The sequence below is a fragment of the Corynebacterium sp. HMSC062A03 genome (assembly GCF_001811145.1).
GTDB classification, from domain to species: Bacteria; Actinomycetota; Actinomycetes; order Mycobacteriales; family Mycobacteriaceae; genus Corynebacterium; species Corynebacterium aurimucosum.
Map to the genome: position 1 here is coordinate 39,910 of NZ_KV803701.1, position 20,147 is coordinate 60,056.

At 57.9% G+C, this 20,147-nt stretch carries 19 protein-coding genes; 10 read left to right on the forward strand and 9 right to left on the reverse strand.

Features of this window, described 5'->3' with window-relative positions; all coding sequences use genetic code 11:
- Nucleotides 1–332 precede the first annotated feature (332 nt).
- From HMPREF2781_RS09975 to HMPREF2781_RS09990, 4 genes are read left to right on the forward strand one after another with little or no spacing between them, the layout of a single operon-like run.
- Complete coding sequence (locus HMPREF2781_RS09975; protein WP_070444033.1) at nt 333–1,088, forward strand: succinate dehydrogenase cytochrome b subunit; 756 nt, start codon at nt 333–335, stop codon at nt 1,086–1,088.
- Between the two features lie 15 nt (nt 1,089–1,103).
- A complete protein-coding gene (locus HMPREF2781_RS09980; RefSeq protein WP_070645740.1) occupies nt 1,104–3,143 on the forward strand; it encodes a fumarate reductase/succinate dehydrogenase flavoprotein subunit in 2,040 nt (679 codons plus the stop codon).
- Entirely contained in the window at nt 3,143–3,892 is a 750-nt protein-coding gene (locus tag HMPREF2781_RS09985) for a succinate dehydrogenase/fumarate reductase iron-sulfur subunit (RefSeq protein ID WP_070444027.1), read from the forward strand. The genes HMPREF2781_RS09980 and HMPREF2781_RS09985 overlap by 1 nt, the downstream gene beginning before the upstream one ends.
- Nucleotides 3,893–3,939: 47 nt before the next feature.
- Entirely contained in the window at nt 3,940–4,311 is a 372-nt protein-coding gene (locus HMPREF2781_RS09990) for a hypothetical protein (protein WP_070645742.1), read from the forward strand.
- Between the two features lie 256 nt (nt 4,312–4,567).
- On the opposite strand, the gene HMPREF2781_RS09995 is transcribed toward HMPREF2781_RS09990, so the two are convergent.
- From HMPREF2781_RS09995 to HMPREF2781_RS10005, 3 genes are read right to left on the reverse strand one after another with little or no spacing between them, the layout of a single operon-like run.
- Complete coding sequence (locus tag HMPREF2781_RS09995) at nt 4,568–8,107, reverse strand: type I restriction endonuclease subunit R (protein ID WP_070645744.1); 3,540 nt, start codon at nt 8,105–8,107, stop codon at nt 4,568–4,570.
- A gap of 2 nt (nt 8,108–8,109) precedes the next feature.
- Nucleotides 8,110–9,330, reverse strand: a complete 1,221-nt coding sequence (locus HMPREF2781_RS10000) for a restriction endonuclease subunit S (RefSeq protein ID WP_070645746.1) — start codon at nt 9,328–9,330, stop codon at nt 8,110–8,112.
- Complete coding sequence (locus HMPREF2781_RS10005; protein ID WP_070645748.1) at nt 9,323–11,323, reverse strand: type I restriction-modification system subunit M; 2,001 nt, start codon at nt 11,321–11,323, stop codon at nt 9,323–9,325. Before HMPREF2781_RS10005 ends, HMPREF2781_RS10000 begins: the two co-directional genes overlap by 8 nt.
- Nucleotides 11,324–11,548: 225 nt before the next feature.
- Here HMPREF2781_RS10005 and HMPREF2781_RS10010 point away from each other — a divergent pair, with 225 nt between their 5' ends.
- Genes HMPREF2781_RS10010 through HMPREF2781_RS10025 form a run of 4 tightly spaced genes read left to right on the forward strand, consistent with a single transcriptional unit; the run spans nt 11,549 to nt 14,119 of the window.
- Nucleotides 11,549–12,883, forward strand: a complete 1,335-nt coding sequence (locus tag HMPREF2781_RS10010) for a DUF445 domain-containing protein (RefSeq protein WP_070645750.1) — start codon at nt 11,549–11,551, stop codon at nt 12,881–12,883.
- 15 nt (nt 12,884–12,898) lie between these two features.
- On the forward strand, nt 12,899–13,360 hold the full coding sequence (locus tag HMPREF2781_RS10015; protein ID WP_070444004.1) for a CGLAU_01105 family protein: 462 nt from the start codon (nt 12,899–12,901) through the stop codon (nt 13,358–13,360).
- A 13-nt stretch (nt 13,361–13,373) separates the two neighbouring features.
- Nucleotides 13,374–13,664 carry a DUF2516 family protein gene (locus HMPREF2781_RS10020; protein ID WP_070444001.1) on the forward strand — a complete coding sequence of 97 codons (291 nt, stop codon included), beginning with the start codon at nt 13,374–13,376 and terminating at the stop codon, nt 13,662–13,664.
- The gene (locus HMPREF2781_RS10025) at nt 13,664–14,119 is read left to right on the forward strand and encodes a deoxyribose-phosphate aldolase (RefSeq protein WP_070443998.1); all 456 of its coding nucleotides are present in this window, start codon (nt 13,664–13,666) and stop codon (nt 14,117–14,119) included. Before HMPREF2781_RS10020 ends, HMPREF2781_RS10025 begins: the two co-directional genes overlap by 1 nt.
- Here the strand turns inward: HMPREF2781_RS10025 and HMPREF2781_RS10030 are convergent.
- From HMPREF2781_RS10030 to HMPREF2781_RS10040, 3 genes are read right to left on the reverse strand one after another with little or no spacing between them, the layout of a single operon-like run.
- On the reverse strand, nt 14,116–14,913 hold the full coding sequence (locus tag HMPREF2781_RS10030) for an LmeA family phospholipid-binding protein (RefSeq protein WP_070645752.1): 798 nt from the start codon (nt 14,911–14,913) through the stop codon (nt 14,116–14,118). The genes HMPREF2781_RS10025 and HMPREF2781_RS10030 overlap by 4 nt on opposite strands.
- Before the next feature lie 23 nt (nt 14,914–14,936).
- Nucleotides 14,937–15,746 (reverse strand): class I SAM-dependent methyltransferase, encoded by an 810-nt coding sequence (locus tag HMPREF2781_RS10035; protein WP_070645754.1) that lies wholly within the window; start codon nt 15,744–15,746, stop codon nt 14,937–14,939.
- Between the two features lie 27 nt (nt 15,747–15,773).
- On the reverse strand, nt 15,774–16,265 hold the full coding sequence (locus HMPREF2781_RS10040; protein WP_070645756.1) for a DUF2505 domain-containing protein: 492 nt from the start codon (nt 16,263–16,265) through the stop codon (nt 15,774–15,776).
- Between the two features lie 24 nt (nt 16,266–16,289).
- Between HMPREF2781_RS10040 and HMPREF2781_RS10045 the strand changes: the two genes are divergently transcribed.
- The gene (locus tag HMPREF2781_RS10045; protein WP_070645758.1) at nt 16,290–17,405 is read left to right on the forward strand and encodes a UDP-N-acetylmuramate dehydrogenase; all 1,116 of its coding nucleotides are present in this window, start codon (nt 16,290–16,292) and stop codon (nt 17,403–17,405) included.
- 23 nt (nt 17,406–17,428) lie between these two features.
- Here HMPREF2781_RS10045 and HMPREF2781_RS10050 read toward each other — a convergent pair whose 3' ends face one another.
- Complete coding sequence (locus tag HMPREF2781_RS10050) at nt 17,429–17,905, reverse strand: S-ribosylhomocysteine lyase (RefSeq protein ID WP_049154446.1); 477 nt, start codon at nt 17,903–17,905, stop codon at nt 17,429–17,431.
- A gap of 84 nt (nt 17,906–17,989) precedes the next feature.
- Between HMPREF2781_RS10050 and HMPREF2781_RS10055 the strand changes: the two genes are divergently transcribed.
- Nucleotides 17,990–19,144: a YihY/virulence factor BrkB family protein gene (locus tag HMPREF2781_RS10055; protein ID WP_070645760.1), complete on the forward strand. Its 1,155-nt coding sequence runs from the start codon at nt 17,990–17,992 to the stop codon at nt 19,142–19,144.
- Between the two features lie 97 nt (nt 19,145–19,241).
- Here the strand turns inward: HMPREF2781_RS10055 and HMPREF2781_RS10060 are convergent, their stop codons facing one another.
- Both HMPREF2781_RS10060 and HMPREF2781_RS10065 read right to left on the reverse strand, forming a co-directional pair.
- On the reverse strand, nt 19,242–19,601 hold the full coding sequence (locus tag HMPREF2781_RS10060) for a hypothetical protein (RefSeq protein WP_049154449.1): 360 nt from the start codon (nt 19,599–19,601) through the stop codon (nt 19,242–19,244).
- Between the two features lie 211 nt (nt 19,602–19,812).
- Nucleotides 19,813–20,016, reverse strand: coding sequence for a hypothetical protein (locus HMPREF2781_RS10065; protein WP_049154451.1), 204 nt, complete (start codon nt 20,014–20,016; stop codon nt 19,813–19,815).
- Nucleotides 20,017–20,147 lie beyond the last annotated feature (131 nt).

The following is a 20,147-nucleotide window of genomic DNA, read 5'->3' on the forward strand; positions in this document are numbered from 1 at the left end:
TCCGCTGCGAAGTGGGGGTGTTGGCAAGGTGCTGGGCGGGAAATGAAAGGCGGATACCAAGCGAAAGTTTGACACCTAAAGGGGTAGGGTCGTCACTCACGCCACACCCTGTGACAAAAGTCTCATCCGCGAAATGTTTTCGCAAGGTCAATATTGCGTAAAGGGAAGTGATCAAGGTAGAGCGGCAAAAGGGGTGGGGCACTTAAGGCAACCCTTGCCTTATCTCAAATCTTTCGGCGGGCTGTAGGAGGGGCAAGAGGCCTGCAAAGCAAAGAGATAACTAGTGGTCAGCGTGAAGTTCTGCGTAAGGTAAGGACGACTATGGAGGTGTCATGTCTGTAAAAAATCCTGACCGTGAAGCTCTCGCTCACGGCCGCATTACTAATGAAACGATTCGTCCTAAGCCGGGAATTCCGTCCTGGGCTTTGAAACTGACGATGGCAATTACCGGTCTGTTCTTCGCACTCTTCGTTGTGGGACACATGGCCGGCAACTTGAAGCTTTACCTGCCGGCTCATGACGGCCAGGAAGCCCTCGATGCCTACGGTGCATTCCTGCGCAGCATGGGTGATCCGCTGATTCCGAGCGGCCACCTTCTGTGGATCATCCGCATCGTTTTGCTGGCGTGCGTGATCGCCCACATTTACGGTGCCTTCGCGCTGACCGCTCGCTCCAAGGCATCCCGCGGTAAGTTCAAGCGCACCAACCTGATGGGCGGCATGGATTCCTTCGCGACGAAGACCATGCTGGTGACCGGCGTCGTGCTGCTCCTGTTCATCGTCTTCCACATCCTGGATCTGACGATGGGTGTTCAGCCGATCGCTCCGGAGGCTTTCGCTCATGGTGCCGTGAAGGCCAACATGATCGCTACCTTCTCCCGCTGGCCGGTGACCATCATTTACATCGTCGCCATGCTCTGCCTCTTCCTGCACCTGACCCACGGCATCCGCCTTGCGGCTTCCGACCTGGGTATTACCGGTGCTAAGTGGCGCGAGGTATTTGTCATCCTGGCGTACGTTGTCCCGGCCGTCGTGTGCCTGGCAAACATCGTCATGCCGTTGTCCGTCGCCCTGGGCTGGGTCAGCTAAAGGAGTTTTGAACCCATGACTAACGCGAATCCTGTGTCGAACGCGAACACTGAACTCAAGCGCGAGCACCCGAACTTCTCGCACCCGCAGTCCGTCGTCCCGGGCGTTAAGCCGGGCCGCATTCTGGAGTCCCACGAGCCGCACGGCGTCCCGATGAAAGACATGTGGAGCTACCAGAAGGACCACATGGAGCTGGTCTCCCCGCTGAACCGCCGCAAGTTTGAAATCATCGTTGTCGGCACCGGTCTGGCTGCTGGTTCCGCTGCGGCTGCCCTTGGCGAGCTGGGCTACAAGGTAAAGGTCTTCACCTACCACGACTCCCCGCGCCGTGCGCACTCCATTGCTGCGCAGGGTGGTGTGAACTCCTCCCGCCACAAGAAGGTGGATAACGACTCCGCTTACCGCCACACCAAGGACACCGTCAAGGGTGGCGACTACCGCTGCCGCGAGTCCGACTGCTGGCGCTTGGCTTATGAGTCCATCCGCGTCATCGACCACATGAACGCCATCGGTGCTCCGTTCGCTCGCGAGTACGGCGGCACCCTGGCTACCCGTTCCTTCGGTGGCGTGCAGGTCTCCCGCACCTACTACACCCGTGGCCAAACAGGCCAGCAGCTGCAGCTGTCCACCACGTCTGCGCTCTACCGCCAGATTGGCCTGGGCAACGTGGAGCTCTTCGCTCACCACGACCTGCAGGACATCATCACCTACACCGACGGTGGCAAGAAGCGCGCCGGCGGCATCGTGACCCGTAACCTCATCACCGGCGAGCTGAAGGCCTTCACCGGCCACGCAGTTATCCTCGGTACCGGTGGCTACGGCAACGTCTACCACATGTCCACGCTGGCTAAGAACTCGAACGCTGGCGCCATGATGCGTGCGTACGAGAACGGTGCTTACCTGGCTTCCCCGGCATTCATCCAGTTCCACCCGACTGGCCTGCCGGTGAACTCCGAGTGGCAGTCCAAGACCATCCTCATGTCCGAGTCACTGCGTAATGACGGCCGCATCTGGTCTCCGATCAAGGAGAAGGATGACCGCCCTGCCAACGAGATTCCGGAAGAGGAGCGCGACTACTTCCTGGAGCGCCGCTACCCGGCCTTCGGTAACCTCGTCCCTCGTGACGTGGCGTCCCGTGCCATCTCCCAGCAGATCAACAAGGGCCTGGGTGTTGGTCCGCTGCACAACTCCGTGTACCTGGACTTCCGCGACGCCATCGAGCGTCTGGGTAAGGACAAGATTCGTGAGCGTTACTCCAACCTCATCGAAATGTACGAAGAGGCCATTGGTGAATCCGCTTATGAGACCCCGATGCGTATCGCCCCGACCTGCCACTTCACCATGGGTGGCCTGTGGACGGACTTCAATGAGATGACCGCCATCGACGGTCTCTTCGCCTCCGGTGAGTGCTCCTGGACCTACCACGGCGCCAACCGTCTGGGTGCGAACTCCCTGCTGTCCGCTTCCGTTGATGGCTGGTTCACCCTGCCGTTCACCATCCCGAACTACCTGGCACACCACCTGGGTGAGGCCAAGCTGGCTGAGGACTCTGCTGAGGCCAACGAGACTGTCGCTCGCGCTCAGGCTCGCATCGACCGCCTCATGTCCATCCAGGGTGCGGACCCGCACGGTCCGGCGTACTACCACCGCCAGCTGGGTGACATCCTCTACTGGGGTTGCGGCGTATCCCGTAACGTCGAGGACCTCAAGGTTGCCATCGAGAAGGTCCGCGAACTGCGCAAGGACTTCTGGGCTAACGTCCGCATCACTGGTGAGGCCAACGACATGAACCAGGTCCTCGAGTATGGTCTGCGCGTTGCTGATTACATCGACCTGGGTGAGCTCATGTGTATTGACGCCCTTGACCGCGACGAGTCCTGTGGTGCTCACTTCCGCGAGGACCACCTCTCCGAGGACGGCGAGGCCGAGCGTGATGACGAGAACTGGTGCTTTGTTTCCGCATGGGAGCCGGGCGCTGCTGAGGGCGAGTTCATCCGCCACGCTGAGCCGCTGTACTTTGATTCGATCCCGCTGATGACAAGGAACTACAAGTAATGAAACTGACACTTGAGATCTGGCGTCAAGCCGGACCGACGCAAGAAGGCAAGTTCGAGACCGTGCAGGTTGACGACGCCGCCGAGCAGATGTCCATCCTGGAGTTGCTCGACCACGTCAACGACCGCCTCATTGAGGAAGGCACCGAGCCTTTCGCATTCGCTTCTGACTGCCGTGAGGGCATCTGCGGTACCTGCGGCCTCCTGGTCAACGGCCGCCCGCATGGCCCGGGCCAGAACACCCCGGCCTGCCAGCAGCGCCTGTTCCAGTTCAAGGATGGTGACACCATCAAGCTGGAGCCTTTCCGCTCCGCTGCCTACCCGGTTATCAAGGACATGATCGTGGACCGCGCCAAGCTGGACCACGTCATGGAGCAGGGCGGCTACGTGTCCATGGATGCGGGTACCGCTCCGGATGCTGACACCCTGCACGTTAACCACGAGACCTCCGAGTACGCCCTGGATCACGCTGCCTGCATCGGCTGCGGTGCCTGCGTGGCATCCTGCCCCAACGGTGCTGCTCACCTGTTTACCGGTGCCAAGCTGGTTCACCTCTCCCTCATGCCGCTGGGCAAGGAAGAGCGTGGCCGCCGCGCACGCAACATGGTGGACGATCTGGAGCAGAACTTCGGCCACTGCTCGCTCTACGGCGAGTGTGCCGACGTTTGCCCGGCTGGTGTGCCGCTGACCGCGGTTTCTGCGGTTACCCGCGAACGTGCACGTGCTGCTTTCCGCGGCAAGGACGACTAAGCTATAGTCATTCACAGGATTAACAGGAACGAGAGAAAGTTTCAGCCATGAGCGACCTCAACCCGGCAGTTGCTGATCACCACAGCGAGACCTACCCGGAGTTCTCCGGTAAGATTCAGGACTCCTACATCGAGGGATATGACCCCGTTTCTTACGGCGCACCGCACTCTTCTTTGCTGCGCACCTCCACCTGGGTGGGCATGGGTCTGACTCTCTCGATCCTGCCGCCGCTGGGCATCCTGATCTGGGGCCTCGGCACCTGGCTCTACCCGGACGGCACCGCGGGTGCTGATTACCAGATCAACCTGATCGTGGGCGCCATCGCCAGCGTCGTCGTAGCCATCCTGGCTATCGTCGCCGTCAAGTATGGCCGCCGCTACTACCGCCAGTACCGCAAGGAAACCGGCCGCATCAACTAGGCACCTCCTAGGCCGTTGAACGCCTGAGTTTCTGTACTGACACCACAACAACCCCCACTTCCACACAAACACATGGGAGACCATGTGAGGAGGTGGGGGTTGTTGGTGTTTGAGGGGTGGGGTAGAGGGAGCACAGCGAAGCACAACGGGGAGTGGATGACTGAGGCGCCGGCGCTTGGCGACGCCTCCCGCCTCCCGCCACAATGAGAGGGAGGGAAGTGCTCAGAATGACGTCTTTAGGTCACTTGGTGTTTGCCTAATAGTTCTCCACTGCGTACATCACCACGCTTTGATAGAGTTCCCCGTCCACAGGCAGCGACCTTTCCATGAACTCTGTACGCACGACCTCGAAAACATTTGAGCTCCCGCGCGAGATAAGTGCATCATCTAACACTTGTGCAAATTGATCCTCAACTTGTGAGTTGCCCGCGTGAATCAACATCACGTCAAGCAGCTCCTGGATACGACGATCCACGGGCGATTCATCGGGGACAATCTCGGCGCCACTAGCAAGTCCATTTTCCGGAAGCGCAATACCGTCCGCCTTATCCTCCATAGCAGCCACCGCCAAGCGCGCCATAGCAGCAGTGAGCACACTCAGTGCGTCCTCACCACCAAGAACAAGGTTGGTGAACTTGTCGCTGTCAGCACCCACGCCCAGAACAGCAGCAAGCACTTTATCGCGCATTTTCGGAGATTTCGCGAGCGCTTCCATCGGATTCTTTGTGGCGAGTACTTCCACTTCATCGTCCTTGGCGAGGGCCTCCCACACACCATGGACCATGCGGGTATTCGCCGAATTCGACATGTCAATCCCAGCAGCAGCGAATAACTCATTAACCTGCTCCACCGCTTGGTGAAATGCCCCTTGCAACGGGTCAGCCGCGCCACCGGTAGACACACGCCCGTCGAACCCAGGCACTGGCAGTGGTGTTCGAGAATCCTCAGTTTTGAGTTCCAAATCTGCTGTTTTATCTAGATCCCCAGTCACCGCTGTGGCGACAACATCCACGCCGGTGACGTAATCGCCCACGTGTTCCTTCTTACCGAGCTTGAGGTTGCGAACGAGGAGATCAGCGAAGATCGCGCGTTTATGTAAACGCACATCCTGGAAGTCAATGAACTGGCTTAAAAAGTCCCAAGCGTGAACGTACTTGACCAAGTTAGCGCGAAAATCTGTGGCTACGGCTTCGTTCTCCTTGTCTCCTGAGGAGAGAGCACCTAGATAGAAATCCGTCCAGCGCGTCACTATTGGGTCAATGCCGATCCGAATGAGGCTGTCCTTCTTCTTCACATCCACCTCTGGATCCATGACCACGTTGGCGAGGGCTTCCATTTCTCTCACGTCATAGAACTGAGAGGTATCCAATATACGAGCCAAATCGCTAAGCACGTTGGGATCAACGTCAGTATCGATAGACGCTTGTGAGTAGTACGGCTGGAATGCGTGCAGGATCGTCTCGGGGTCATTGATGAAATCGACCACGTAGGTTTTGGACTTCTTCTTCGCCGGAAGTGTGCGGTTAAGTCGAGACAGCGTCTGTACCGCCATAACCCCGGATAGTGGCTTATCCACGTACATAGCGGAAAGACGAGGCTCATCAAATCCGGTTTGGTACTTATTCGCCACGATCAAGAATTTGTAGGACTCACCATCAAACATCTTGGTGGTCTCCATACGGCGATTACCCTCAGGTGCGTTCTCATTATTGAGCGAGGATTCGGTGACAAGTTCTTCAACGTCTGGGTCTTTCGAAACATCCAATGATCCGGAAAACGCCACGAGTGCTTCCATTCCCCGGTATGCAGGGTCAGCCTGGATTACATCTTGAACCGCTCTAAACCAGGTGTATGCACTCATACGGTCATCACAGACCACCATCGCTTTGGCGGTGGAGCCAAGCAGGTTACGCACGTTGTTGTGGAAGTGTTCGACGGCAACTTGTGCTTTGGAATGGATGGACTTCTCGTGGGAGCGAACGAACTGCTTGAGAGCGGACTTGGCTTCTCCAAGATTGACCTCATCTTCGCGCCCGAGCTTGTCTTCAATCTTGGCGTACAGGTTCAGCGAGATGTAGTTCTGGAGCACATCCAGAATGAAGTGTTCATCGATTGCTTGCGCCATGGAGTAGAGATCAAATGCCACGCGCTTGTCCGGATTATCCGTATCGGGTTCACCAAACACCGCAAGAGTTTTTGCTTTCGGGGTGGCGGTGAGCGCCACAATGGTGACATTGGAAGAGCGCGCCACAGCAGAGTCGCGCTGTTGCTGGAGTTTGTCCTTTTCGGCGCGGCTAAGCATGGCTGGCGGGGGTGGGATTAGCGCGTCCTTGTGGGACTCATCATCCGCTGACGAGACCTCCCCAGGTTCGGAAGCTGCAGCGGCCCGCGACGCTGCGTTCACGATCTCATCAGGTGTATCCGAAAGAGTCTCCAAAAGCGTGCGCGAAGCTTTACCGTGCTGGGATGAATGCGCTTCATCGATAATCACCAGCCAACGGCGGTTACGCAATTTCGGAGAACGATCAATCGTCTGCGCCAGCGCGGGGAAGGTTTGCAGCGTACAAGACAAAATCCGCTTGCCTTGGGTGAGGTAATGATTCAGCTTCTCCGACTTGGACGTGGCATCGTTGGTGATGTTGATGACCATTCCCTCGGAAGCCTGGAGCAGCGAAAGCCCATCAGCGACGTTCTTGTCCAGTACAGTGCGGTCAGTCACGACGATCACACAATCAAACAGTTTCGTGCCGTCAGTGTGGATCATCTTGTTCGCGCGGTGCGCCATCCACGCAATCGTCTTCGTCTTTCCCGAACCGGCAGAGTGCTGAATGAGGTAGCGCTTGCCCGTGCCGTTTGCGACAACATCGGCGGTGACTCGCTCTACAGAGCGCAACTGGTGGAAACGCGGGAAGATTAAGCGCCCTTCATTTCCTTTAGAGGACGGCTCCCACAGGGCGTAATCTTTTAGGATGCGCAACAGTAAATCCGGCGAGCAGACCCACTCCCAGAGGTAGGAAACGTTATAGCCATTCGGGTTATCGGGATTGCCCGCGCGCCCTTCTTCAGTTCCCTGGTTGAACGGGAGGAAAACCGTCTCCGCACCCTTCAACTCGGTGGTCATCATGACCTCGCGAGAAGACACCGCGAAGTGGACTAGGCAGCGTCCGGGATTGAGCAGCGGGCGCTTCGCCTTATTCGGCTTACGATCTTGCCTGTACTGACGAACAGCATCATCGATGGTTTGAGTGTTGTCTGTCTTGAGCTCCATCGTGATGACGGGAATTCCATTGACCAACAAAACAAGGTCAATTTCACTACCGTCACCTTTTTCGAAGTGTACTTGTTGGAGCACACGTAGGCGGTTGTTTTTCGCCTTCTCAATCACGTCCGTTTTCGCCGGGTCGTAAGGGAAGAATCCCGCCATGTCCGGGAAATTGACGGTGCCAAGATCTGTTTGGGTGAACGAGAAGCCATCTCGCAAAGTGCCGAGTAGTCCACCATTGACCTTTTTGGTGATTCCGTCCAACAGCGGAGTGGAATCGAGTTCTTTTGTCAGGCGATTGAGCAGTCGGTGTTCGCGGGATTGACGTTCCACATCGTTCGCAGTCGGCGGGATTGCGCGCTCATATTGCTCGGGGTACTGGGTTTTCAGCCAATGGAGTACGTCCTCAGGAAACAACCCAAGTTCGGGGGAGAAGCCCTTGTCGTTGGCTCCCTTATTCCAGATCCAGCCCTGGTCGTTGAGGGCTCGGCAAATAGTCTCTTCCATTGCTTCTTCGTGGACTGGGTTCACCATGATTAGACCTCTTTCCGCCCGGTAACGACTTCAGTGATCAGAGCTGTCTTACGTGCTTTCAGGTTCTCGATGAGTTGAGTGGATTCCTCGATGAGGGAGTCCATCTCGGAAGTTTCCTGTTCAAGCCTTTTCGCTTTTCTTCGTTGCTCTTCAATAGGTGGAACTGGCATCTCGAAACGTCTAATTACGTCCTGACTGATGTTGGGCTGTCCCCCACCACTACCAAGCAGTATGAGCTCACCCCTCTTCGCCCATAAACTTGAATAGAAGAAGTCCGGATCAATCTTATAGGGATTTGAGAGAACGCAGCATGCCTGATTGCAACTAGCGGGTACACTCAACCTTCCAAATCGACCGATGGTCGCGCCATACATCGCAATCAAAATCGATCCCGCAGGGTGTGTGCGTAATCCCGGAACTTTTTCAATCGCTTCTTGGGTGACGTATTTCTTTGTTTCAGTAATACTAATCTCTCGAAGCTCAGAGGTGGTTACCCATGGAATTCCGTTCTTTGATGGCTCCGTGTACCACTCATCTCCCCTAGGAGTAGTTCCGCTTCCTATATTTCCAAAGAGAAGACCAATTGGATACGTTGGGTACTTTTTCCCGCTCTCGTCTTGAGACGTGATTCTTGCAGTTAGAAGCACTTTTCGAGACTGAAGGTTAGTCACCAGCGCTTCCAGCTCGGCAATTAGCGCGTCCATCTCGCTGATTTCCTTATCGAGGTAATCCGCGATACGGTGCTGGGTCTCGAGATCGGGAAGTGGAATTGTCAATGACGAAACTACTTGCTGAGGAATCGAGACACGAGTAACTCCGTTTGCTCGTTTTTCCCAGTATTCGCCGGTTTCCCTAGCGAGCATCGAATAGTAGAGAAACTTTGGGAAAGCTTTTTGGGGATGAGCACGAAGAATTGTCAAGTGATAACCGCAGATGAGCGAATCATGAGTTGATTCTACGTATGCCGGGATGCCGATATCATCCGCTGTTTCGGAGTCCTTTGTGATAATGACATCACCCTCCGACAACCGGAGCCTCTCAATCTGATCCGGAGAAGCGGTTGCTTTCATGAAATCTAAATCCGCTGTGATCGTGTCGTTGTAGTAAACGTCCGTGTAGTTGCACAGTTCGACAGCGGGTTCATCCGGCTTTGATTTCTTATCGACATTCGATTGCAAGATTGCGGAGATTAACCCCAACTTGCTTGGCTGGAACTCAGTCATCTGAACGTACCTCCCCAAACATTGCGTAAATACGTTCCAGGGAGGCAGCAATATCTGCGTCCAACTCTTCCAAGGAGCGGGACTCTTCCGGCTTGTAGAACAGACGCGTCAACGGCAGTTCTGTGCCCACCTTTGCCAAGGATTCATCCCACTGCATATCCGGGACGAACGGCAACACTTCACGCTCCATGTGCTCGGATACGTCCTCCAGGTACGGCACACGCTCAATCACCTTCGAGGATGCATCCACAACGGGAAGTCCCTTCTCATCGAGGGAAGCGGGCGCGTTCTCGTCTTCAACTGCAAGTGATTTCATGATGTGTCTGAGAAGCGGTGCGCCCATCTTCACGCCGTGTACCTTGGCAGATGCTTTTAGCGCCTTCGGTAGATCGTTGTAATCGCGTCCTTTCATCTCGCGGACAACGTCCTCGTGCGCGGGGAAAGCAGACTTGTGCTTCATGGCTTCTGTAACCGTCTCATCAGTCATGTTTACGGCGTAGTGCGCCACCTTAAACATCGGCACGTCGCGGTACGTGAGTTCATCAGCGGTGACGATGATGGAGCGCTCAGATTCCTCGAAATCCCTGTAAATCTTGGTGATTTCGCGAATATTGGCCTCGGAAAATTCGACGCGCTTTTGTCCCATGTTCTTGCGCATAGGAGCGTAAATCTCAGTTGCATCGATGAACTGGATCTTGCCACGGCGACGCGGTTCCTTGTTCTGATCAAGAATCCAAATGTAGGTGGCAATGCCGGTGTTGTAGAACATGTCATTTGGTAGCGCAATGATTGCGTCAAGAACTTCAGTCCCGCCTTGTGCACCGATGAGGTATTTGCGGATACTATCCGGACCACTTTCGGCATCTCCGGTGAACAGCGGAGAGCCATTCGTAACCACCGCAGCACGCCCGCCCTTCGTGGCTCCATCAGCTGGCGCAAGTTTGTGCGCGATGTGCATCAAAAACAGCATCTGTCCGTCACTGACAGCGGGTAGCCCTTCAGCAAAACGGGGATCGCCCTGGTCTTGCAGTTCCTTAACGTCCTTTTGGAATGCCTTCCAGGACGAGCCGTAGGGAGGGTTCGCCATGATGTAGTCGAACGTATCTCCTGAGAACTGATCGTTGGTCAGTGAGTTACCAAATTTGAGCACCTCCGGGTCTTTGAAACCCTGCATGAGTAGGTCGGACTTACCCATTGCGAAGGAAGATTCCTTCAACTCTTGTCCAGCAATAACAACCTCAATGCCGGGGTTGATTGCACGCAGCGCATCACGAGCAGCGATCAACATGCCGCATGTACCGGCAGTTGGGTCATAGACGGAACGGATGATGCCGTCTTCCTCTAACTCGGTGTCATCAGAGGTAAACAAGATGGAAGTCATGAGACGGATCGCGTCGCGTGGGGTGTAGAACTCACCGGCATCCTTCGCTTTGCGGGCGAAGGAGCGATACATCAGGTTCTCAAAGATGTCACCCATCGTCTGGTCCTGGAGCGCTTCATCAGACATGTCGATGGACGCGAAGTGGTTAACCACATTCCAGAGTTGATTGTTGCGGTCGAGGAAATCGATGAGTTTGTCAAACTCGAACGCATCCCAAACCTCAAGAATGTTCGGGGAGAAGGTGTTGAGATATTGCTTCAATCCTGGCTTGAGAGCGTCATCTGATGTTGCCAAGCGCTCCAGTGACAGTTCAGATGTGTTCCAGAAGCGGAGCTTGAACAGATTCTCGATCTTGAGAGCAACGATTGCGGGGTCTGTCCCCTTCGTGTTTTCACGGTGAACGAGGTCAAGTACGCCCTGTTTGGTGGATTCCAAGCGCCCTTCGAGTCGGCGAAGCACTGTGAACGGGATGATGTAGTCACCGTAATTTTCCGCGGGGACGATAAGGCGTAGGTAGTCGTCGGCGGTCTGCCAGATTGCAGCATTAAGGCTGTTGACCTTGGAGTTTTGTTTCGGCGTAATAGAGTCGAGAATTTCTGAAGTGCTAGACATAAAGCATTACCAATTTGTGTGAATTGTTCTATCTACTAATTCTCTGATTGTTTCACAGTTCGTCATCCTCAGAACGCTATATCTGGTGTTTCCAGCATGCTGGTGAGGACTTCAGAAAGAATTCAGCGGTAGTTCTGATGCGGCGGCCGAGTGCGTCTCCTACGCACACTAGTGTTATAAGGCGAAGCTTCACTTCGTCTTTGCTACCCCAAGGAGAACCAACCCATGACGCACCGTGCGGACGCAGGGCTTGAGCCGGCTCAGGAAACGTCGGCGTCGCAGACGTCGTTTGTACCGCAGCCAGGAAACCAGGAGGCGCGCCGGGCGGACCTGCGCCGCTGGAAGGCGATTGCGTTGTCCTTCCTGATTGGTGCGGCGGTGATCTTTTTGGGGTGCTCGTGGTGGCAGGCGTCGGCAAGCGGGGCTCCGGTCTGGGTGGGCTACGTGCGTGCGGCAGCGGAGGCAGGCATGGTCGGTGGACTGGCGGACTGGTTTGCCGTGACCGCGCTGTTCCGCCGCCCCATGGGGCTGCCCATCCCGCACACAGCACTCATCCCCAACAACAAGGACCGCGTGGGTGATGCACTCAAGGACTTCGTGGAGGAGAACTTCCTCACCGCGGATGCACTCAGCGCCAAGGTGCGGGAGGCGGAGATACCGCTGTGGCTGGCGCGCCAGGGCGTGGAGCCTGGGCGGGCGGAGGAGGTCTCCGCGTGGATTGGTGAGCGCGCAGCCAGTGTGGTCGCAGACCTAGACCCGGCGGAGGCGGAGCAGTTCATTCGCACCCAAGTCATGGACCGTCTGGCAGAGCCGGAGTGGGGCCCGCCGCTGGGGCGCCTGCTGGAGGGCTATATTGCAGACGGCAAGGCTCGCCCGCTGGAGGATGACCTCATCGAGTGGGCGCACGGCAAGATCCTTGGCATGGAATCCACTGTGGTCACCGCCATCGATGAACGCATGCCAGGCTGGGCGCCGCGCTTTGCCCGCGAGATGGTGGGGGAGAAGGTCTATGCCGAGCTCGTGGAGTTCGCTGATGAGGTCCGCCGCAACGGCAACCACGAAGCCCGCCTAGCCATTCGCCGCAACCTGTCCAAGCTGGCTTCGGACCTGCAGTGGGATGAGGATATGCGTGGGCGCATCGAAGGAATCAAGCAGGAGATGTTGGCCTCCGATCAGGCGCAGAAAGCCCCGGCGGCGATGTGGGCGACGGTCTCCTCCACGCTCATTGAGCAGCTCACCGACTCAGAGTCCTTCCTGCGTCAGAAGATCACCGCCAAGGTGAAGGAATTGGCGCACCGTCTGTTGGAGGATTCGGAGTTCCTGGCTCAAGCCAACGAGCTGGTGGATAAGGCCGCGCGCTACGCGGTGGAGAAGTTCGCGCCGGAGATCATCGCGATTATTCCAGAGACCATTAAGCGCTGGGATGCCCAGGAGGCTTCCGAGAATATCGAGCTGATGGTGGGCAAGGACCTGCAGTTCATTCGCCTCAACGGCACGGTCGTGGGTGCGCTGGCTGGGTTGGTTATCTACACTGTTAATCATCTGCTTTTTGGCGTCTAACAAGGAGTGACGACCATGTCCGTATTTGACTCAATCAAGAATGCCGGTTCCTCTGCTTTTGATGTGGCCAAGGATTTTGGTGGCCGTTTCAAGGAAGAGCGCCAGAACCAAGCCCAGAGTGCGCAGGCGGATCGCATCGCGCGTGCTGCCGATGAGGCGGGCATGGGTGATGGCACTGCGAAGGAGGAGTCCTTCTTCGACCGCGTGACCTCCACGGCGAAGAATATTGGGGAGTCTGTGTCCTCCGCCGCCCGTGAGACCCGCAACTCGGAGTCTTTCGAGAAGGCTCGTGAGGATTTCAACACCGCCTTCAACGAGACCCGTGAGGGTGTGCAGGGCGCTATCAACAATGCCAAGGAGCAGCGCGCGGAGGGCAAGCATGCCCAGCAGCCGCAGGAGCCGCAGAGCCCGCGCAACCCTTATGCCCCGAAGCCGAATGACGATGTCATTGACGGCGAAGTAGTTGACGAGAACTAGTTAGTCTTTCTTGATGCACACTTTTCTTAACACCATTGCGTCGATACCGCAGTACATTTTCATGGCGGTATCCCTCTTCGCCCTCTTTGGTGCCGTTCTGGCAGCGATGACGCGGGAGGACGCCTTCCGCGCCGGTGACCGCCAGAACAAGTGGGTATGGGTCGGGCTGCTCGTCGGCTCTGCCCTGTTGATGAACCTGCCGCTGCCCTTTGTCAGCTGGATTGGCGCCATCATCACCGGCGTGTACTGGTTCGATGTGCGCCCGCAGCTCAAGGCCATCATCAACGGCGATTATTCCTACTAATGCTGAACCTGCTTGAGGCCTCCGTGGAGGAGGCGCGAACCCAGTCAGCGGGGCAGCAAAGAGCGCTTGTCTCCCCGCACCACGTGCTTGCCGCCGAGGGCGCAGAGCACGTCATTGCAGTTGCCGGCTATCCCACCGGGCGCCACCACTCCTTGGTGAAGGCGGCAGAAGCGCGGCTGGCCGTGCAATCAGGTGCGGCCGAGGTGTGGGTTGCGGTGGATGCGCTGCTAGGGGATGCCACCTCGCTCCTCTCCGAGCTCGTCACCCTCCGCGAAGCCTGCCCGCTGCCCGTGCGCTTGGGGCTCATTCTTCCTGAGCATCCAGCTCTGCCGGTGGCGGAGTATCTGCGTGCTGCCGAACAGGCAGGTTATCAGTGCCTCATTGAAACGGGCTCCGTCGTTTCAGACGACGAAGCCCTGGATACGCAACTGTCCGTGGAGAGTCTTAATTCTTAATTAGCCGGTGCCTGCTGTGCTGGTGCGGTAGCGGAATCGAGCTCGCTCATCGGAACGTCGTGGCCAATGAGGGTGAGCGTGAGTTCGCCAGCCCCAACATCCACGGATTCGAAGGTCAGCTGCTGGCCCGCGAGCTGTTCCTCCATGCCTTCGGCCAAGGCATTCGAAATCGCGGAGGTGGCCTGCTCGGGCAGGTCGAAGCCGAAGAGCGATGCTTCCTTCGTATCGATGGCGAGCTTGCCGTCGCGAGCTTCCGGCTTGAGCGAGAGCGTGGCCAGGCCAGCGGCAAATTCCACTTCGAGGTCATCCTCGGCATCGTTGGCGGTAATCGCGGTCACCACGAGGTTGCCCAGCGCGTCATAGCCGGACTGCTCAGCAATAGCCTTTTGGAAGCTGGCCAGTAGGAATTGATCCGGGACCGTCGTCGAAGCCCGCAGCGTGCCCGCGACCGGCTCCTGGGACAGCGTCATGTCTTCGACGTGAATATCAGCGGCCGGTTGGCCGATGATGTTAGTGCCCTCAATCTGTAGCGTGGACGGGGTCTTCATATCCATCTGCGGAATCTTGCCGTTGAGCATGCCAAAGACCATGGGGCTGGCACCAAAGCTTACCTCCGGTTCCTCGGAGGTCTCCACGCCTTGCTCCTTGGCGGACTGGGTGAATTCGCTCTTCATCTGTGAGCCCAAGAACCAGCGTATACCGAGCTCAGCTACCAAGATGATGAGTAGGAGTACTACGAGTACGCCGATGAAAATTTTCCAGGCCGTTGAGGCGGGAGATTTAGAAGAAGCCATGACTACTAGTGTGGCGCACGGGCTTAAAGTTGGCCAACTACGAGTTCCCAATCCACTGTGAGCACGTTATCCCGCAGGCGGCGGTTCACCGGATGGATGGGCACTGTCTGTCGGAGTTCTTTACGCGCCATGCGCCAGCGCACCCGCGGTCCATAAGGAGACCAGCCGGCGGCGTGGTCCCAGGCGGCATCGGCCGCTTGCAGGAGTTCATGGATTGGCTCACCCGGCACGTTGCGGTGGATGAGGATCTTGGGCAGGCGCTCCGCGATATCGCTGGGGCGCTGAACGTCGAAGGGATCCCAGGCGAGGGTCAGCGTGCGTGGACCGGCGGCGCTGAGAAGCACCCAGGCCGCCCTGCGCCCTAGCTCATCGCAGGTTCCCTCCACGAAGAAGCCGCCCGGAGCAAGACGCGAGGTCACCGTGTTCCAGGCTTTCTCTACTTGGTCAACGTCATACTGGCGCAGCACATTGAAGGCGCGCACCAGTTGCGGGCGGTAGCCGGCAAGCTCGAAGCCACCGAGCTCGAAGGTGACGCCATCGCGCGGCGGCAAGACGCGCTCGGGGGAAATCTCTAGGCCCGTTACCCGGGTATTCGGGTTAACGCTGCGCAGCCAGCCGGCCCACTCCACGGTGGTGGTGTGGGAGGCGCCGTAGCCGACGTCGAGAGCCAGCGGCTTACTCGTGGAGCGCAGCAGCGAAGAGATTTCAGGGTGCGCCACCATCCAGCGATCGCAGCGGCGCAGCCGGTTGGGGTTGGTGGTGCCGCGGGTAACAACGCCGAAAGGCCGACCAGCGCTTTCCTGAGCCTTCAGGTTATGCGCGTGATCGGCCATAGCAACAACTGTGGTGTAGGGAGTTGTTTAGAGGTTGTTGGAGATCCACTCTTCGGTGAGCTTGCCCTCGTTGGTGTAGAGCTCTTGCAGAGCCTCAGCGACCTTCGGCTCGATGGCAGCGCCCATCATCGGGATGTTGACGGAAACCTCGGAGACATAGTCCAGAACGGTGGTCTCATCCTGGGACTTGTAGGTGATGTCACCCTTGAAGTCGACCGGGGTGCCCTTGACGTCAGCGGTGAAGGAAACGGACATCTGATCATCGACAACCTCGCCGATGGTCACGGTGCGCTTTTCCTTCAGGTCCTGGGAGACCATGGCACGAACAGCCTCCGGGAGGAGGGAGGTCGGAAGAATCTCGTAGAGCACAGCGGTGTTGCCAGTGAACTCGTGCACGGTACCCGGTTCCGGGGACAGCTTGGCCACGATGAAGTCCCAGTACTCCCGTGTGGTCAGTGCCTTGTGCACCTTATCGATGGGCTGGTTGATGATAACGGTGTTTTCGCTACGGGTTGACATGAGTTACAGACTACCTTGGTAGACGTGCTAGATAAATTCCTGACCCTCGCTGACATTGACGGAGTCACTCTGGATTCCGAGACCACCTTCGCCGATCTCACGACGCTGCGCATCGGTGGTGCACCGCTGGTGACGGTGCGCTGCGCCAGCGCTGAGGCCGCTATCGCTGCGTTGGCCACGCTTGACGAGTCCTCCCAGGACTACCTCGTTGTCGGCGGCGGCTCCAACCTCGTGGTGGCGGAAGGCCAGTTGGATGTCGTGGTGGTCACCCTCGACTTCGAGGACATCGACGTCACCGTGGCCAACGGACTCGTGCGCGCTGATGCGGGCGCGGTGTGGGATGACGTCGTGGCCCTGACCGTGGAGTGCGGTCTGGGCGGCATCGAGTGCCTTTCCGGCATCCCGGGCAATGCGGGTGCCGTACCGGTACAGAACGTCGGCGCCTATGGTGCGGAGACCTCCGACGTCCTCACGCAGGTCTACCTCTACGAGCGCGCTACCCGCACCGCGACGTGGGTACCGGCGGAAGAATTAGAGCTGGCCTACCGTTACTCCAACCTGAAGTTCACTGGCCGCGGCGTGGTGTTGGCTATTGAACTCCAGCTGACCACCGACGGCCTGTCCAAGCCCTTGCGCTTTGGCCAGCTCACTCAGAACCCCGGTGAGCGCCGCCCGGTCACGGAAGTCCGCGAGGAAGTGCTGAAGCTGCGCCGTGGCAAGGGCATGGTGCTCGACCCAGAAGACCACGACACCTGGTCTGCCGGCTCCTTCTTTACCAACCCCATCGTCGAGCCCGAGCTTGCCGATTCCATCCAAGCCACCGTCCGCGCCGCCCGCGGCGACGAGGATGCCGACCGCATGCCCCGACATGCGGTGCTATCCACCGTATCTGGAGAAGATAAGGAAAAACTTTCCGCCGCGTGGCTCATCGAGCGCGCCGGCTTTGCCAAGGGCTACCCAGGTGAAGAGTCGGGTGCGAAGGCAACGCTGTCCACCAAGCACACCCTGGCGCTGACCAACCGCGGTGAGGCCACTGCGGACGATATCGTTGCGTTGGCCCGCGATATCCGCGCCGGGGTGCAGAAGGCCTTCGGCGTGACTCTGGAGCCGGAGCCCATCTGGCTAGGGGTGAGCATTTAAGAAGAAGTGGAGTGGCTGAGCAGCTAGGCCATGACGTTAAGCCACTCATCCTTGGCTGCGAGGAAGTTGCGTGCGGCCTCCTGCGCGCCCTCAAGTGAGTGGTGGGCGCCCCAGCCGCACTGCACCTCGTTGGCGGCGGGAACCTCGGTGGCATTGAGGATGTCATTGAGCGCGCCCTCGACAGCGCGGAGCAGCTCATCCTGCTCCATGCCGTTGGTGATGGCGTAGAAGCCGGTGCGGCAGCCCATTGGGGCAAAGCCGATGAGCTTGTCGGTGTAGTTACGCATGAAGTTGGCCATCATGTGCTCGACCGAGTGCAGTGCCTCGGTACCGAGGTGCTCTTTGTTGGGCTGGCAGAAGCGCAGGTCATACTTGATAATCTCGACCCCGCCTCCCAGGTCGGTGCGGTCGGCGACGCGGATATAGGGGGCGTCGACAAGCCGGTGATCGAGTTCGAAGGACTTTACGTTGATTTTGTTCTCGGTATTCTTCTCAGTCATGCCTCCCCAGTGTAACCACGGCTTAGCCTGTGGCCTGAGTGTCCTTCCCCTGAATGCGGGCTGTGCCGCATACGCTGGTCAGATATGAGCGAAGAGGAGACCCGAGGCAACGCTACGTCGGCCGAGGAGCCAGAGACAATCGTGCCGTTTAAGGGCCCGACCATCCTTGAGGTCCAGGGCCACGATGAAGAACACAATCCCCTCGCCAAAGGTAATCGCCTGCGCAAGGAAAGCTGGGGGTTGATCATCCGGCGCACGTGGAATGACTTCTTCCACGATGCCTTCATGGACCGCGCCGCCGGGATGACATACTTCACGCTCATGGCTTTTGCGCCAACAGTGCTGGCCGCCTACTCCATTGCCACGCTCATCTTTTCCTCCCGCCAAGCGGAAGTGGAGCAGCTGACTTCTGAGTTCATTGAGCAGTACGTCCCAGGTTCGCTTTCTGAGCAGGCCCATACAGTAGTCGGCACGATTATCGGCTCCAGCGCGCAGGGCACGTTGGCACTGGTCATCTCCCTGGCCATTTCGTTGTTTTCTGCGTCGGCGTATGTGCGGGCCTTCTCGCGCACGGCTAATACCGTGTACGGCCGGGTGGAGGGCCGGGGCATCATCCGCACGTGGGCGCTGATGTGGGGGTTGACAGCAGTCATTGTGGTGGGCGCGGTCATCGTGCTCTTTGCCAACTTGCTGCGTGATGCAGTTCTTAATGAGGGGCTGATTCCGCTTGCACGCAACGTAGGACTAGAAGATGCCGCCACGTACCTGGTGCGAATCTTCCTCCCAGTGTGGAACTGGCTGCGCTTCCCAGTCACCGTGGTTGTGGTGCTCACGCTCATCGCGGTGCTCTATCACTTCGGCCCCAACGTGCGTCCCGGGCGCTTTAGGTGGATAACCTCCGGTTCCGTGGTGGCGCTCGTGGGTACGGTCGCGTCTTGGGGTTTGGTAGGCCTCTACCTGAAGTACCTCGCTGCGGCCAGCGCTTATGGTGCGTTGAGCACGGTCATGGCGGTCTTCGTGGCCACGTGGTTGATGAACACTGTGCTGATCGTCGGCATCAAGATTGATGCTGAGGTGTTGCGTGCCAAGGAACTGCAACTGGGAATGCACTCCGAGCGCTTTATCCAAGCCCCGCCGCGTGCCGATAGCTCCTCCCAAGCCCAGGCCCGCGCCCAGGAGAGCTTGGAGCAGAGAGCGCGTGAGATTTCAGATAATGCGCGGCGGGAACAGCCTGAATAGTGAGAGCGCTACTTCAATAGTTAGGGGCCGGGCCCCGCCTATGCGTGATCGAAATGTTCCGTCGAGGAGCTCGTCAACGTGTTATCCCACGAGGACCCTACTCAAACAGCACAAACAAGCCGAAGGTAAGTGCGATCTGAATGATGAAGCCGAGGACCGCCCCGACCGCCGCGGTGCAGAGCGCGACGATGGGCCAGAAGTTCCTCTGGTCTTTCATGAACAAACCCGTAAAGCCCAAGATGATGGCGGAGACCATGACAAGTCCGTCGATGAGGAACGTGAAGGGTAGGCAGGTGAACACGAATCCGAGCAGCGCCAAGCTGAAGGCGATGATCCCCAGAACATCGGATTGTGGCTGCTGCGGTTGAGGCGGTTGCTGCGGAACACCGTACTGGTGCGGCCACTGTGGACCGGGGCTTGGGGGTGGAGCGTGCGGCGGATACGGAGGTTGGGTCATGAGTAGCTTCTTTCAAGAGAGCGTCCGATGAGTCCCGATAATAATCGCCGCATGGCTACTGGACCTGGGGAAAGCAGCTAGCCGGGGAACGCTCCTAGACGCCAAAACCTTGCCCCCGCGTTGCCGCGTGGATCGGCGCTAAGTTTGGCAGATAGGGCACCTGTGAAGTCGAGGGAGTGCGTACCTTCCACGTTGCGTGCCCGGCACGCTGTCACTGCGTAGATTCTTCAGTTACCCGGCGGTGGCCCGCAGCCTTGTCTTGCCCGCGCTTATTAATCAGTGCCGAGATAAGGAACCCAAACCCCATAACCGTTGTGGCCCTGGTTGACCACTCGTAATCAGCGAAGAGCCAGCCGGCAAGGGAAACGACGCTGAGCACGCCGACTGCTGTGATGAGGAACTTCTCAATATCCATGTTTCACCCCTGGTTCGTGGAAGTCTCGCAATTAGGTAAACGGTGCCTTATGGGAAAACTATCACGAAGTGATATATGCGCAGGCAGAAAGAAGCCGAGGAGGCCCGCTTCTGAGCGGACGTCCTAGGCTT

Bases quoted from the DNA above. Each gene is read 5' to 3' on its own strand.
- HMPREF2781_RS10005 (WP_070645748.1), bottom strand. From the start codon at position 11,323: ATGTCTAGCACTTCAGAAATTCTCGACTCTATTACGCCGAAACAAAAC.
- HMPREF2781_RS10035 (WP_070645754.1), bottom strand. From the start codon at position 15,746: ATGGCCGATCACGCGCATAACCTGAAGGCTCAGGAAAGCGCTGGTCGG.
- HMPREF2781_RS10065 (WP_049154451.1), bottom strand. From the start codon at position 20,016: ATGGATATTGAGAAGTTCCTCATCACAGCAGTCGGCGTGCTCAGCGTC.
- HMPREF2781_RS10025 (WP_070443998.1), top strand. From the start codon at position 13,664: ATGCTGAACCTGCTTGAGGCCTCCGTGGAGGAGGCGCGAACCCAGTCA.
- HMPREF2781_RS10060 (WP_049154449.1), bottom strand. From the start codon at position 19,601: ATGACCCAACCTCCGTATCCGCCGCACGCTCCACCCCCAAGCCCCGGT.
- HMPREF2781_RS10000 (WP_070645746.1), bottom strand. From the start codon at position 9,330: ATGACTGAGTTCCAGCCAAGCAAGTTGGGGTTAATCTCCGCAATCTTG.
- HMPREF2781_RS10055 (WP_070645760.1), top strand. From the start codon at position 17,990: ATGAGCGAAGAGGAGACCCGAGGCAACGCTACGTCGGCCGAGGAGCCA.
- HMPREF2781_RS09990 (WP_070645742.1), top strand. From the start codon at position 3,940: ATGAGCGACCTCAACCCGGCAGTTGCTGATCACCACAGCGAGACCTAC.
- HMPREF2781_RS09995 (WP_070645744.1), bottom strand. From the start codon at position 8,107: ATGGTGAACCCAGTCCACGAAGAAGCAATGGAAGAGACTATTTGCCGA.
- HMPREF2781_RS10020 (WP_070444001.1), top strand. From the start codon at position 13,374: ATGCACACTTTTCTTAACACCATTGCGTCGATACCGCAGTACATTTTC.
- HMPREF2781_RS09980 (WP_070645740.1), top strand. From the start codon at position 1,104: ATGACTAACGCGAATCCTGTGTCGAACGCGAACACTGAACTCAAGCGC.
- HMPREF2781_RS10030 (WP_070645752.1), bottom strand. From the start codon at position 14,913: ATGGCTTCTTCTAAATCTCCCGCCTCAACGGCCTGGAAAATTTTCATC.
- HMPREF2781_RS10040 (WP_070645756.1), bottom strand. From the start codon at position 16,265: ATGTCAACCCGTAGCGAAAACACCGTTATCATCAACCAGCCCATCGAT.
- HMPREF2781_RS10050 (WP_049154446.1), bottom strand. From the start codon at position 17,905: ATGACTGAGAAGAATACCGAGAACAAAATCAACGTAAAGTCCTTCGAA.
- HMPREF2781_RS10015 (WP_070444004.1), top strand. From the start codon at position 12,899: ATGTCCGTATTTGACTCAATCAAGAATGCCGGTTCCTCTGCTTTTGAT.
- HMPREF2781_RS09985 (WP_070444027.1), top strand. From the start codon at position 3,143: ATGAAACTGACACTTGAGATCTGGCGTCAAGCCGGACCGACGCAAGAA.
- HMPREF2781_RS09975 (WP_070444033.1), top strand. From the start codon at position 333: ATGTCTGTAAAAAATCCTGACCGTGAAGCTCTCGCTCACGGCCGCATT.
- HMPREF2781_RS10010 (WP_070645750.1), top strand. From the start codon at position 11,549: ATGACGCACCGTGCGGACGCAGGGCTTGAGCCGGCTCAGGAAACGTCG.